Origin of the sequence: Rhizobium sp. Rhizsp82, assembly GCF_047325115.1 — a bacterium.
Taxonomy (GTDB): Bacteria; Pseudomonadota; Alphaproteobacteria; order Rhizobiales; family Rhizobiaceae; genus Rhizobium.
The window spans coordinates 1,255,270-1,268,219 of the sequence record NZ_CP168570.1; the positions used below are offsets into that span (position 1 = coordinate 1,255,270).

Annotated in this window: 10 protein-coding genes; 2 read left to right on the forward strand and 8 right to left on the reverse strand. The window is 62.7% G+C overall.

Annotated elements, in window-relative coordinates; genetic code table 11:
* Nucleotides 1-24: 24 nt before the first annotated feature.
* On the reverse strand, nucleotides 25-426 hold the full coding sequence (locus ACEN84_RS10885) for a VOC family protein (protein WP_413710860.1): 402 nt from the start codon (nucleotides 424-426) through the stop codon (nucleotides 25-27).
* A gap of 332 nt (nucleotides 427-758) precedes the next feature.
* On the opposite strand from ACEN84_RS10885, the gene ACEN84_RS10890 reads away from it, so the two are divergent.
* A complete protein-coding gene (locus ACEN84_RS10890) occupies nucleotides 759-1,187 on the forward strand; it encodes a YcbK family protein (protein WP_413710861.1) in 429 nt (142 codons plus the stop codon).
* A gap of 3 nt (nucleotides 1,188-1,190) precedes the next feature.
* Here the strand turns inward: ACEN84_RS10890 and murJ are convergent, their stop codons facing one another.
* From murJ to mutS, 4 genes are all read right to left on the reverse strand, one after another.
* The gene (gene murJ, locus ACEN84_RS10895; protein ID WP_112713717.1) at nucleotides 1,191-2,771 is read right to left on the reverse strand and encodes a murein biosynthesis integral membrane protein MurJ; all 1,581 of its coding nucleotides are present in this window, start codon (nucleotides 2,769-2,771) and stop codon (nucleotides 1,191-1,193) included.
* A complete protein-coding gene (locus tag ACEN84_RS10900) occupies nucleotides 2,768-5,662 on the reverse strand; it encodes a [protein-PII] uridylyltransferase (protein ID WP_130279200.1) in 2,895 nt (964 codons plus the stop codon). The genes murJ and ACEN84_RS10900 overlap by 4 nt, the downstream gene beginning before the upstream one ends.
* A 127-nt stretch (nucleotides 5,663-5,789) precedes the next feature.
* Nucleotides 5,790-6,062: a hypothetical protein gene (locus ACEN84_RS10905; RefSeq protein WP_112713713.1), complete on the reverse strand. Its 273-nt coding sequence runs from the start codon at nucleotides 6,060-6,062 to the stop codon at nucleotides 5,790-5,792.
* Between the two features lie 10 nt (nucleotides 6,063-6,072).
* On the reverse strand, nucleotides 6,073-8,787 hold the full coding sequence (gene mutS, locus ACEN84_RS10910) for a DNA mismatch repair protein MutS (RefSeq protein ID WP_413710862.1): 2,715 nt from the start codon (nucleotides 8,785-8,787) through the stop codon (nucleotides 6,073-6,075).
* A 305-nt stretch (nucleotides 8,788-9,092) separates the two neighbouring features.
* Here mutS and ACEN84_RS10915 point away from each other — a divergent pair, with 305 nt between their 5' ends.
* Entirely contained in the window at nucleotides 9,093-11,378 is a 2,286-nt protein-coding gene (locus ACEN84_RS10915) for an NADP-dependent malic enzyme (protein ID WP_413710863.1), read from the forward strand.
* Between the two features lie 36 nt (nucleotides 11,379-11,414).
* On the opposite strand, the gene ACEN84_RS10920 is transcribed toward ACEN84_RS10915, so the two are convergent.
* Genes ACEN84_RS10920 through ACEN84_RS10930 form a run of 3 tightly spaced genes read right to left on the reverse strand, consistent with a single transcriptional unit; the run spans nucleotide 11,415 to nucleotide 12,936 of the window.
* Complete coding sequence (locus ACEN84_RS10920) at nucleotides 11,415-11,705, reverse strand: type II toxin-antitoxin system RelE/ParE family toxin (protein ID WP_413710864.1); 291 nt, start codon at nucleotides 11,703-11,705, stop codon at nucleotides 11,415-11,417.
* Nucleotides 11,702-12,007 carry a type II toxin-antitoxin system RelB/DinJ family antitoxin gene (locus tag ACEN84_RS10925; RefSeq protein WP_413710865.1) on the reverse strand — a complete coding sequence of 102 codons (306 nt, stop codon included), beginning with the start codon at nucleotides 12,005-12,007 and terminating at the stop codon, nucleotides 11,702-11,704. Before ACEN84_RS10925 ends, ACEN84_RS10920 begins: the two co-directional genes overlap by 4 nt.
* A gap of 53 nt (nucleotides 12,008-12,060) precedes the next feature.
* The gene (locus ACEN84_RS10930) at nucleotides 12,061-12,936 is read right to left on the reverse strand and encodes a GNAT family N-acetyltransferase (RefSeq protein ID WP_112713703.1); all 876 of its coding nucleotides are present in this window, start codon (nucleotides 12,934-12,936) and stop codon (nucleotides 12,061-12,063) included.
* Between the last annotated feature and the right edge of the window lie 14 nt (nucleotides 12,937-12,950).

Consider the following 12,950-nt stretch of genomic DNA (forward strand, 5'->3'; position numbering starts at 1 on the left):
TTATGCACGCGCCAAGGGCGGCAATCAAGAGGCTGCGGGTGCGGCGTGTTGGATGAGGTCGAAGGTGTTGCCGTAAGGATCCGAAAACACCGCGACGGTGCCGTAAACCTCGTGCCGCGGCTCCTCCAGAAAGCGGACACCGGCGCTGGTCATTGCCGCGTGATCGCGCGCGAAATCATCGGTCTTCAGGAAGAAGCCGACGCGTCCGCCGGTCTGGTTGCCGATCGCAGCCTTCTGCCTGTCGTCCGCTGCCTGTGCCAGCAGGAACGCAGCGCCATCACCGTCATGCGGCTTCACCACCACCCATCGCTTGCCATCCGGCATTGCCTCGTCCTGCTGGCAGTCGAAGCCGAGCGCACCGCAGTAGAAAGCTTTGGCGCGATCGTAATCATCGACGACAAGCGTGACGAGAAACAGCGATTGCATCGGTCAGGGCTCCTGGTTCGAGGCATTTCAACGGGTTGAAGATCACTCTCTTAAACTTTTTTGAGCCGCCACACCGCATTTTTCGCGCGTCTTCCGCGATTTCGAACGGGCTATGCACGCCGCCTTCAACGCATTGATTCCGTTTTGGGTGTCGGGAGTATTTTATACTCACAAATAGCTATGTTGAAAACGGTGATATCCTATAAATGAGGGATTTTCACATTTTGAATTAGTAGAAAATTTCACAAAATGGTCACAATTCAAACCAACGTTCCTCCCGCCATCCGGCCGGGCAGCGCCCCTTCAGCCCGGCCCTTTGCGGAGGGACGTCGATGCATACCATTCTATCCCTGGCGCTCGCCGGCCTGTTCGCCGTGTCCTGTTGCCTCAGCGCCAATGCCCAGACAGCCAAGAAGCCATCCGTCAGACTGCTGAAGAACAGCGCCAATTCCGCCTATACGGTGCAGACCGTCAGCGTCCGTGTCGGCTGTTTCCCGCCGCGGCTGAGAGGAATTCTCGCGCATATCGCCGCCAAGACCGGGCGCCGGCCGATGGTGACATCGGGCTTCCGGCCGCATTCCGGCCGCTCGCACTCACAGCACCGGCATTGCAATGCCGCCGATATCCGAGTGCCCGGCGTTTCCGAGCGCGTGGTCATTGCCGCCGCTCAGAGTGCACCGGGTATTGGCGGTATCGGCCGCTATTGCAACGGTATCGTTCATGTCGACACCGGGCCGAAGCGGCGCTGGACCTATTGTTGAGCCTCAGCCTTCGGTCGAGGGTGCGGGCTTGCGGTTGAGGTTGCGGCGGATCATGCCGAGATCGGCGCCGCCGATCAGGAATGCTGTCGCGAAATAGACGATCATGGAAATGCCGATCAGCAGGCCGAGCGTGCCGACCTTGGTCGTCAGATGCGCGTCCGATGCGAGCGACGGCGCCCAGCGATGCTGCAGATAGATGATGACGGCACCCATGACGGCGGCCGAGACGACGAGCAGAGCGGCCCGCCGCGCCAGTGCCCATTCCCAGGCCAGATGCCCGCGGCGCAGCAGCGTCACGAAGAGCAGGACCGTGCTGATCCACCCCGCCGTCGCCTCGGCGACCGCGATGCCGGGGGCGCCGAGATAGGGGAACAGCGTCAGCGCCGTCGCGCAGTTGACGCCGACCGCGATCGCCGAGAAGCGCATCGGCGTCTTGGTGTCCTCGCGGGCGTAGAAGCCGGGCTGCAGCGCCTTGATCAGCACGAAAGCCGGGAGGCCGATGCCGTAGATCGCCAGGATGGAGCCGACGATCAGGGTGTTTTCCTGATGGAAAGCGCCGCGCTCGTAGAGCACGCGGATGATCTCGTCCGAGAGAATCCAGAGCGCGAAGGCAGCCGGGATCGTCAGGAACAGGACGAATTCGATCGAGCGGTTCTGCAGGTTGCCAGCCTCGCGCAGATTGCCGCCCTTCAGCGCCCGCGCCAGTTCCGGCAGCAGCACCACGCCAACGGCGACACCGACGACGCCGAGCGGAAGCTGGTAGATGCGGTCGGCATACTGAAGCGCCGCGATTGCGCCCTCGCGAGACGAGGCGATCGCCTGGCCGATCATCTGGTTGATCTGGGTGATGCCGCCGGTGACGGCTGCGGGCACCGCAAGGATCAGCAGCCGCTTGACGTTTGGCGTCATACGCGGGCGGCGAAGGCCTATGCTCATGCCGGCATGGATGACGCCGAGATAGACGACGGCGAGCTGCAGGATACCGGCCGCGAGAACGCCCCACGAGAGATACCAGGCCGTCTGCAGCGGCTCCGAGCCGGTATAGAGGGCGTAGAACAGCGCGCCGATCATCACGACGTTCAAGAAGACGGGCGCGACCGCGGCGGCAAAGAAGTGATGCAGCGAGTTCAGCATCCCACTCATCATCGCCGTCAGCGACATACACATCAGATAGGGGAACATCACGGCCGCCATGCGGACCGTGATCGAGAACTTGTCAGGATCGTCGGTAAAGCCGGGCGCGATGATGAAGCGTACCAGAAGCGGCATGCAGAGCTCCATCACGATGGTGATGAGCAGCAGTACCGAGAAGAGTACGCCGAAGACTTCTTCGGAGAAGCGCTTGGCGCCGTCGGTGCCGTTCGCCTCGATCTCCTTGGCAAACAGCGGCACGAAGGCGGCGTTGAACGCGCCTTCGGCAAACAGGCGCCGGAAGAGGTTCGGAAAGCGGAAGGCGGCGTAGAACACGTCGGCCATCGGGCCGGTACCGAGGGCTGCGGCCATCAGCGTTTCACGGGCAAAACCGAAGATGCGGCTGCCCAGCGTGGCGCCGCCGACGGTGGCAAATTTCTTGACGAGGCTCATGCGGGGGAACCGGCTTTCTTGTCGCTCGGCTGCGAAGAGCGTGCCGTGGCAGCGGGCGCGATGATGCCGGACGGCATGCGTTCGCGCAGCTCGTCCTCTTCACCGGCCATGACGGCCTTCAGCCGGGCGGTGATGTTGGAGCGCTTGCTGTCGCTGGTGATCTTCTGGCCGACGAGGTCGGTGACGTAGAAGGTGTCAATCACCTTCTCGCCGAAGGTGGTGATACGGGCGGATTGAATGTCGAGCGAGAGGTCGGACAGCACGGCGGTGATTTCCGACAGCAGACCGGCGCGGTCGAGGCACTCGACCTCGATGACGGTGAACTTGTTCGACAGGTTGTTGGTGATGTTGACCGACGGCGGGATGACGAAGGCCTTGCTCTTCTTGCGGTTCTTCGTCCGCGTGGCGATGACCTCGGGCAGCCGCTTGCGGCCGGAAAGCACGTCCTCGATCATCCGGCCGATCGTTGCGGCACGGCGAAGCTCGTCCTCGTCATTGGGAAATTCGCGGCTGACATGGATCGTGTCCAGCGCGCGTCCGTCCGAGGTCGTGAAGATCTGCGCATCGACGATGTTGGCACCCGCTGCCGCGCAGGCGCCGGCGATGACGGCGAGCAGGCGCGGATGGTCGGGCGAGAGCACGGTGATTTCGGTGATCGCATGGAAGCTGTCGGTCCGCACCGTCGTTGCCAGCGCCTGGCCGGCCTTGTCGGCCTGGCGGATGAAATGCGCGTGGCGCACTTGGTCTTCCAGCGGCACCGAGAGCAGATAGGGCTGGTAGTGCAGCTTCGTATAGGTCTTGCGGTCCTTCTGCGTCCATTCCGAGAGCGCGTTGAACAGCGCCTCGGCGGCAAAGCCGGCGCGTTCCTTGCGCGACACTTCCGAGAAGCCACCTGCGAGCAGAAGCTCGGTTTCGTAATAAAGCGTGCGCAGCAGCTGGCCCTTCCAGCCGTTCCAGACACCCGGGCCGACGGCGCGGATATCGCAGATGGTCAGGATCAGCAGCATTTTCAGCCGGTCGAGCGACTGCACGCGATCGGCAAAATCGGTGATCGTCTTGCGGTCGGTCAGGTCGCGGGTTTGCGCGACCATAGACATCGTCAGATGCTCCTCGATCAGCCAGACGACCATCTCCGTCTGCTTCTGCGACAGGCCGAAGCGGGCGCAGAGCTTGCGGGCGACGCGGGCACCGGCGATCGAGTGATCTTCCTGGCGGCCCTTGGCAATGTCGTGCAGCAGCACCGCGACATAGAGCGAGTCGCGATCCTCGATATGCGGCATCAACTTGTTGGAGAGCGGATGCAGCTCTTCCGCCTTGCCCTTGTCGATCTCCGAGAGCACGTCGACGCTGCGGATCAGATGCTCGTCCACCGTATAGTGGTGGTACATGTTGAACTGCATCATCGCGACGATCTTGCCGAATTCGGGAATGAAGCGTCCGAGCACGCCGGCCTCGTTCATCCGCCGCAGGATCAGGGCGGGGTCGCGATGCGAGGTGAGGATGGACAGGAAGAGGCGGTTTGCTTCCTCGTTGTCGCGCAGGTCATTGTCGATCAGCCCGAGCGAGCGGCTGACGCGCTTCAAGGCATCCGGGTGGAACTCAAGCCCGTTCAGATCGGCGACATGAAAGAGCCGGATTATGGCAACCGGGTCGCGCTTGAAGACATCGGGGTCGGCCAGCGTGATACGGCCGCGATCCTCCACGAACTCGACGCTGCCGGCGATCTTGCGGGTGCGGTGGGTAAAGCGGCTGAGCACGCCTGTCAGGCCCGGGATCGACTTCGCCTGCTGGTCCTCAAGCGCCGCGCAGAGAATGCGCGTCAGGTCGCCGACGTCCTTTGCGACGAGGAAGTAGTGTTTCATGAACCGCTCGACGGCCGATAGGCCGGGGCGGGCGTGGTAGCCGAGCGCCTCGGCGATCTCGCGCTGGATGTCGAAGGAAAGCCGCTCTTCCGCCTTGTTGGTCAGGAAATGCATGTGGCAACGCACCGCCCAGAGGAAATCCTCGGCGCGCATCAGCAGCCGGTATTCCTGCTTGGAAAGAACCCCGAGCTTGATCAGCTCGGCAGGATCGCGGACGTGATAATAATATTTCGAGATCCAGAAGAGCGTGTGCAGGTCGCGCAGGCCGCCTTTGCCTTCCTTGACGTTCGGCTCGACCAGATAGCGCGTGTCGCCCGCCTTGCGGTGGCGCTCGTCGCGTTCGGCAAGCTTGGCGGCGATGAATTCCGGGCCGGTGCCGGTGACGATTTCCTTGTCAAAGCGGGCTTCGAGATCGGTTTCCAATGACTGCAAGCCGCAGATATAGCGCATCTCGAGGATCGCCGTGCGGATCGTCATGTCGGACTTCGACAGCGCGATGCATTCCTCGACGGTGCGCGTCGCATGGCCGACCTTGAAGCCCATGTCCCACAGGATGTAGAGCATGAACTCGACGGCCTTGTGCGTCTCCTCACCGGGCTTCGGCAGGAAGAGGAACAGCAGGTCGATATCCGAACCCGGCGCCAGCGTGTCGCGCCCGTAGCCGCCGACGGCGGTGACCGAGAACTTGTCCTTCTGCTTCGGGAAGATATGCGTGACGGTGAAATGATAGAGGACCGTGATGATCTGGTCCTGAAGCCAGGAGATACGGTAGGCGCAATGCAGGCCGCCGCCATCTTCCGAGAGCAGCTCGCGGGCCTTCTGGCGGCCCTCGTTGCTGGCCTTTTTCAGGAGTGCAAGCAGATCCGAGCGCAGAAGGTCCGGGCGGTTCTTGTTGGCTTCGGCCACGGCATCGCACTGGCTCTGCAGATAGGCCGTATCGAGGATGCCGGAAAAGTCGATGTCTTGCTTCGCCATGCTGTGTTCGCGCGGCGCGGCTTGCTCAGTCTGCGCCTCTCGTTTCGTCTGCATGCGATATAGCCTCTCTACCCGGCTGATGACACCGGCTTCATACCTCAAGAACCTTTAATTTTGGCGAAAAGGTGTTGCGAGCCGCCGGGGCGGGGCGCTTTGCCGCAAGTTGTCGGATTGCCGGCGGTCAGACCGTCTGGGCCTGAACCGAGTAGAGCACCTGGCGGGCTTCCTGAGTAATCGCCTCCAGCGTCGGCCGGTCGCATTCGCGGTAACCCGCCTTGGCGATCATCGAGGCGAGCTCGCAGATCAGCGTGCAGCAGCGGGTAACCTCAAGCAGGCCGTAGGGCGATTTCCAGCCGCGCGGATTGCCGTGCTCGTCGGCGCGGCGAAGCGCTTCGAGGATCGTGAACATATCGGAGAGCCGCTGTGTCTCACGAACGAGGCTGCGCATGAACATCGGACGGCTCCTACTTCACTTGTTTCTTCAATGCGTAAAGCGCATCCAGCGCCTCACGCGGCGTCATGTCGTCAAGGCTCATGCCCTTCAGCGTTTCCTCGACCTTGGACGGACCGCGATTTGTATCCTCGCGGCGCACCGCCACCTGGAAGAGCGGCAGGTCGTCGATCAGCTGGCTCGCCGGGTTCTTTCTGTCGGCATCTTCAAGCCGCGTCAACACATCGCGTGCACGGGCAACGACGGAAGCCGGCAGACCGGCCAACCGGGCAACCTGAATACCATAGGAGCGATCGGCCGCGCCCGGGCCGACTTCATGCAGGAAAATGACGTCGCCGTCCCATTCCTTCACCCGCATCGTCGCGTTCGATAGCCGGGCAAGCTTTTCAGAAAGCACGGTCAATTCGTGAAAGTGCGTCGCAAAAAGCCCGCGGCAGCGGTTCGCTTCATGCAGATGTTCGACGGCCGCCCAGGCGATCGAAAGACCATCGAAAGTCGCGGTGCCGCGGCCGATTTCGTCGAGAATGACGAGCGAGCGGTCGGTGGCCTGGTTGAGGATAGCCGCGGTCTCCACCATCTCGACCATGAAGGTCGAACGGCCGCGCGCCAGATCGTCCGATGCGCCGACGCGGGAGAAGAGACGGTCGACGATGCCGATATGCGCCGACGTCGCCGGAACGAAGCAGCCCATCTGCGCCAGGATCGCGATCAGCGCGTTCTGGCGCAGGAAGGTCGATTTACCGCCCATGTTCGGGCCGGTCAGCAGCCAGATCGCGCCGTCCTTGCCGTCGGCGACCGGCGACAGGTCGCAATTATTAGCAACGAAGGGGCCGGAGGACTGGCGGCGCAGCGCCTGCTCGACGACAGGGTGACGCCCACCCTCGATCGCAAACATCTTCGAGCCGTCGACGAGCGGGCGGCAATAAGCTTGCTCTTCCGCCAGAAGCGCCAGTGCTGCGGCAACGTCGATCACGGCAAGTGCCCGGGCGCCGGCCTTGATCGCCTCGGCTTCGGCAACGACAGCAGCCGTCATCCGGTCGAAGGCGGCAAGCTCGATCTGCAGCGCCCTGTCGGCGGCGTTGGCAATGCGGCTTTCGAGATCGGCAAGCTCCGTCGTCGTGAAGCGCATGGCGTTGGCCATCGTCTGGCGATGAATGAAACGGGCCTTGGCCTCCGCGGTGTCGGTCATCGGACCGGCATTGCCGGCCGTGACTTCGATGAAGTATCCGAGAACGTTGTTGTGCTTAATCTTCAGCGACTTGATGCCGGTTTCGTCGGCATATTGCAGCTGTAGGCCGGCAATCACCCGGCGCGACTGATCGCGCAGCGCCCGGACTTCGTCGAGCTCGGCGTTGGCGCCATCGCGCAGAAAGCCGCCGTCGCGCTTCAGCAGCGGCAATTCATCGGCCAGCGTTTCGCCGAGCAGGGCTTCCAGCTGGGAGGGAAGGGCTCGCAACCCATCGAGGGCCGCATCGAGTTCGACCGGCAGCAGGGCGCCGTCAAGCTGGCCGACCAGTTCGCTGGCAGCACCCAGTCCTTGGCGGATCGACCAGAGATCGCGCGGGCCGCCACGATCGAGCGCCAGCCGCGAAAGTGCGCGCGGCATGTCGGGCACAAGCTTCAGGGCATCGCGCAGGTCGCCACAGAGCGACGGCTCCTCGATCAGGAAGCCGATGGAATCGAGACGTTCGTTGATCCTCGCCGGATCTGTCAGCGGCGACATCAGCCGCTCGGCAAGTAGACGGGCGCCGCCACCGGTGATGGTACGGTCAATCGCCTTCAGCAGCGCGCCGTTGCGATCTCCGGACAGCGTCTTCGCCAGCTCGAGATTGGCGCGCGTGGCAGGATCGATGAACAGTGTCGAGGCGCCGCTTTCCCGCTCGGGCTTTCCGAGCGGCGGGCGCTCGGCGATCTGGGTCTTCTCGACATAGGCGATCGCCGCTGCCGCTGCGGCGAGTTCGGCACGAGAAAATGTCCCGAAGCCGTCCAGCGTCGAAACCCCGAAATAGCGCGTGATGCGGCCCTCTGCCGTCGCGCTGTCGAACAGCACGCCCGGCTGCGGCACGGCCACCCGGCCAAGCACGTCGAAGACGGGCTTCAGTTCCGGGTCGTAGAACATCGTATCCGGCACGATCAGCTCGCGCGGTTCGATGCGCAGGATGTCGGCCAGCAGGCGGGAAGTCTCTGTTTCTGCGAGACGGAAAACACCGGTCGAAATGTCGATCCAGGCAAGCGCCATCAGCGGTTCGGACGCGCCGCGGATACGGGTGAGCGCCATCAGGTAGTTGGATTCGGACGGCGAAAGCAGCTTTTCTTCGGTGATCGTGCCGGGCGTGACGAGACGGATGACGTCACGCTTGACGACCGACTTCGAGCCGCGCTTCTTCGCTTCCGCCGGGTCTTCCACCTGCTCGCAGACAGCGACGCGGAAGCCGAGACCGATCAGCCGCTGCAGATAGTCGTCGGCCGCATGAACCGGCACACCGCACATCGGGATATCCTGGCCCATGTGCTGGCCGCGTTTCGTCAGCGTGATGCCGAGCGCGCGCGACGCATCGAGCGCGTCCTCGAAGAACAGCTCGTAGAAATCGCCCATGCGATAGAAGAGCAGCGAATCCGGATTGTTCGCCTTGATCTCGATGAACTGCTCCATCATCGGTGTCGCCGAAGCGCGGCTTTCCTCAGTCGCGAGTTCGGCAGCCGAAAAGGCTTCGTGTCGAGGATCCATTCTGTCGTTCACGTCGGTAGGCTTTTCCCTAAAAAATCAGGTGCCACCCTATCGAAGCACGGCTATAGAAGACAACAGCTATCGGGAAACGGGAGCCGTTAGCCCACAGGAGGATTGAGGGAGGTATTCGCTGAACCGCGCGGTCAGGAAGCCCTTGAAGGGCACCTGCCAGTTCCAACGGATATTTTAATCGATTGTAGCCGTACGGCTTTTTCGCAAGGCGTCGTGTCAGCCCCTATAGCCCTGTCTATAGATTGGGGAAACGGTGCAATCGAAAGCCGATTGCCAGGAGATTTGGAGGAGATATGCCCGACATGAACAGCAAGCAGCGCCCCGCCAACGGCATCACCGACAAGGAAGCACTCGACTTCCACTCAATGGGGCGGCCGGGCAAGCTTGAGGTCAACCCGACCAAGCCGATGGCGACGCAGCGCGATCTCTCGCTTGCCTATTCGCCGGGCGTCGCCGTTCCCGTCAAGGCCATCGCCGCCGATCCCGCCACCGCCTATGATTATACCTCGCGCGGCAACATGGTGGCCGTCATCTCCAACGGCACGGCCATTCTCGGCCTCGGCAATCTCGGCGCGCTGGCGTCGAAGCCGGTCATGGAAGGCAAGTCCGTTCTCTTCAAGCGTTTCGCCGATGTCGATTCCATCGACCTGGAAGTCGATACGGAAAATGTCGACGAGTTCATCAATTGCGTCCGCTTCCTCGGCCCCTCCTTCGGCGGCATCAATCTCGAAGATATCAAGGCTCCCGACTGTTTCATCATCGAGCAGCGCCTGCGCGAGCTCATGGATATCCCTGTTTTCCATGACGACCAGCACGGCACGGCAATCATCGCCGCCGCCGGCCTGATCAACGCGCTGGAACTGACCGGCCGCGACCTGAAGACGACGAAGCTTGTCTGCAACGGCGCCGGTGCCGCGGCAATCGCTTGCGTCGAGCTCATCAAGTCGATGGGCTTTGCCGCCGAGAATATCGTTCTGTGCGATACCAAGGGCGTTATCTATCAGGGCCGCACCGAGGGCATGAACCAGTGGAAGTCGGCGCATGCCGTCAAGACCAAGGCCCGTACGCTCGACGATGCCATGAAGGGCGCCGACGTCGTCTTCGGCCTGTCGCAGAAGGGTGCCTTCTCCGAGGATATGATCCGCTCGATGGCCGACCGGCCGATCATCTTCGCGATGGCCAACCCGGATCCGGAAATCACGCCTGAGGAAGTCGCCCGCATTCGCGATGACGCGATCATGGCGACCGGCCGCTCCGACTATCCGAACCAGGTCAACAACGTCCTCGGTTTCCCCTATATCTTCCGCGGCGCGCTCGATGTCCGCGCCACGACCATCAACGACGACATGAAGATTGCTGCCGTGAAGGCGCTGGCCAGCCTCGCCCGCGAAGACGTTCCTGACGATGTTGTTGCCGCCTATCAGGGCAACCGCCCACGCTTCGGTGCGCAGTACATCATCCCTGTTCCCTTCGATCCGCGTCTCATCTCGGCCATTCCGGCCGCCGTCGCCGAGGCCGCGATCGAAAGCGGCGTTGCCCGCAAGGTCATCACCGACATGGAAGGCTATCGCCGCGAGCTCTCGGCCCGCCGCGATCCGATCGCCTCGACGCTCGCCAGCCTTTACGAGCGGGTTCGCCGCCGCCCGAAGCGCGTCGTCTTCGCCGAGGCCGAAGAAGAGCAGGTGATGCGCGCTGCTCTCTCCTATGCCAACCAGCAGCTCGGTACCGCGATCCTTCTCGGCCGCGAGGATCTGATCAAGGCAACCGCCGAGCGTGCCGGCATCGACCTCAACCGTCCAGGCCTCGAAATTGTCAACGCCCGCATTTCCAACCGGGTCGATGCCTATATCGATTATCTCTATGCGCGCCTGCAGCGGAAGGGCTACCTGCACCGCGATGCACAGCGCCTGATCCACAACGACCGCAACCACTTCGCGGCAACTATGGTGGCGCTCGGCGATGCCGACGGCATGGTGACGGGCATCACCCGCAATTACTCGACGGCGCTGGAAGACGTCCGCCGCTGCATCGATGAAAAGCCTGGCCACCGGGTCATCGGCGTGTCGCTGGTGCTCGCCCGCGGCCGCACCGTCTTCGTTGCCGATACCGCGGTCCACGATATGCCGACGGCGGAAGAGCTGGCGGATATCGCCGAAGAGGCCGCCGGCCTCGCACGCCGCATGGGTTACCAGCCGCGCGTCGCGATGCTCGCTTACTCCACCTTCGGCCATCCGTCGGGAGAGCGCTCGGAGCGCGTCCGCGAAGCGGTGAAGATCCTCGACAAGCGCCGTGTCGATTTCGAATACGACGGTGAAATGTCGGCAGATGTGGCGCTGAACCGCAAGGCGATGGAGCAATACCCGTTCTGCCGCCTCTCGGGCCCGGCAAACGTGCTTGTCATGCCCGCCTTCCACTCGGCCTCGATCAGCACCAAGATGCTCCAGGAACTCGGCGGCTCCACCGTCATCGGCCCGATCCTCGTCGGCCTCGACAAGGCCGTCCAGATCACCTCGATGGGCGCCAAGGACAGCGACATCGTCAACATGGCCGCAATCGCGGCTTACGCGGCGGGGTCGTAAAGACAACGCCCTATCGCGATATCGCGCGGTAGGGCGTTATTCCGGAAATTTGCCCGGCCACAGGCGCGCGCCGTGAAGAACGCGCAGTACTCGCACCCGATCCGGCAAGGCGATGTAAGCGATGATATAAGGCGTGCGCGGCACAGTGAGTTCGCGCGTCCCTTCGATCCGGCCGGCTCTGCCGCTTTGCGGAAACGCGGTCAGGCGCTGGGCAGCGGCCGCAATCTGCCCGTCGATCAGCACCGCGGCCTGCGGATTTTCCGTCTGGATGAAGGAGAAGATGTCGTCTCGGTCTGAAAGCGCATAGCGGGTCCAGACAAGCTTCACTGGCCGCCCCCCGCATTGCGCAAGGCGTCGGCGCGTCTCTTTGCGAAATGCGCTGCCACCTCATCGTCGTCTATATCTGCCGATGTATCCGCGAGCGCCTCCAGCACTTTCGCCTTGAACCAGGCGTCATGCGCCTCGCTACTGCTCACCAGTTCGAGTGGTAGAGCGCCTTCGTTCGCCGTCCTCGTCAGTAGGATCCGGACAGCATCGGAAACGGTCAGGCCCATCGTCTCAAGAACGGCTGCCGCGCGTTCCTTGATCTCAGGATCGATTCTCGTTTGAACAAGAGTGGTCGAAGACATTGGTCACCTCCGTCAGGAGATGACTGTACTTCATTTGAATGACAAGTGCCAGCTTAGCTCGAGAACCGGCCGGCGTCGGCGCCGTAGTAGTTCAGGTAACGGTCCGAGATGCTGGAGATCGGCAGAACGATCAGCACGTCGGTCGTATTGAAGGCGTGGTCGACCACGGCGGTGGAGCCGACCATTGCGCCCAAGCGCAGGTAGCCCTTGATCAGCGGCGGCAGTGCCATCAGCGCCTTCTTCGGGTTGACGGCCTCGGGCGGCATCAGGTCCATCGGACGGGCCAGATGCGGCAGGGCGTTGACTGCCCATTCGTTCTTGGCCTGGACCGTGTGGTGCAGGAAAGAGAGGGCCAGTGCATGGCTTTCCGGGTGGATGCCCGGGAAGGAGGCACAGCCGAACATGGCGCTCATGCCGTGCTTCAGAGCATAGGCCCAGTTGCCCTGCCAGAGCAGTTCGACCGTGCGCTTCGTGCGGTATTCCGGCAGCACGCAGGAGCGGCCGAGCTCCATGAATTTCTTGTCGGGATGGCGGGCAAGCAGCTCGCCGATCGCGAATTCGGAAGCCGAGTAAAAGCCGCCATTCGCCATCGCGACATCCTGACGCAACAGGCGGTAGGTGCCGACGATCTGGTCTTCGCTGTCGCCTTCCAGCGATCGGTCGAGCACCAGCAGGTGATCGCAGAAAGCGTCATAGGCGTCGAAATCCCGCTCGCGGCGCATGGCTTCGGCCGGAAGCTGTGCTTTCATCTCCTCGACGAAGACGCGGTAGCGCACATGCTGTGCGGCATCGATTTCGCTGGCGCTGCGGGCCAGCCGGGTCTCGAGATTACCGATACGGCCGAGAACGTCGCCTTCCTTCGGCGCAACAGTCGCCGAAGACCGGCTGGTCTCCGCAATCGTCTCGCGTTTCAAGGTGTCGATATCCATTGAAGATTCTCCCG

What these genes read in the sequence shown, in the direction of transcription:
- ACEN84_RS10900 (WP_130279200.1), bottom strand. Translation starts at nt 5,662, where the DNA reads ATGCAGACGAAACGAGAGGCGCAGACTGAGCAAGCCGCGCCGCGCGAA.
- ACEN84_RS10890 (WP_413710861.1), top strand. Translation starts at nt 759, where the DNA reads ATGCATACCATTCTATCCCTGGCGCTCGCCGGCCTGTTCGCCGTGTCC.
- ACEN84_RS10915 (WP_413710863.1), top strand. Translation starts at nt 9,093, where the DNA reads ATGCCCGACATGAACAGCAAGCAGCGCCCCGCCAACGGCATCACCGAC.
- ACEN84_RS10885 (WP_413710860.1), bottom strand. Translation starts at nt 426, where the DNA reads ATGCAATCGCTGTTTCTCGTCACGCTTGTCGTCGATGATTACGATCGC.
- mutS (WP_413710862.1), bottom strand. Translation starts at nt 8,787, where the DNA reads ATGGATCCTCGACACGAAGCCTTTTCGGCTGCCGAACTCGCGACTGAG.
- ACEN84_RS10930 (WP_112713703.1), bottom strand. Translation starts at nt 12,936, where the DNA reads ATGGATATCGACACCTTGAAACGCGAGACGATTGCGGAGACCAGCCGG.
- murJ (WP_112713717.1), bottom strand. Translation starts at nt 2,771, where the DNA reads ATGAGCCTCGTCAAGAAATTTGCCACCGTCGGCGGCGCCACGCTGGGC.
- ACEN84_RS10925 (WP_413710865.1), bottom strand. Translation starts at nt 12,007, where the DNA reads ATGTCTTCGACCACTCTTGTTCAAACGAGAATCGATCCTGAGATCAAG.
- ACEN84_RS10905 (WP_112713713.1), bottom strand. Translation starts at nt 6,062, where the DNA reads ATGTTCATGCGCAGCCTCGTTCGTGAGACACAGCGGCTCTCCGATATG.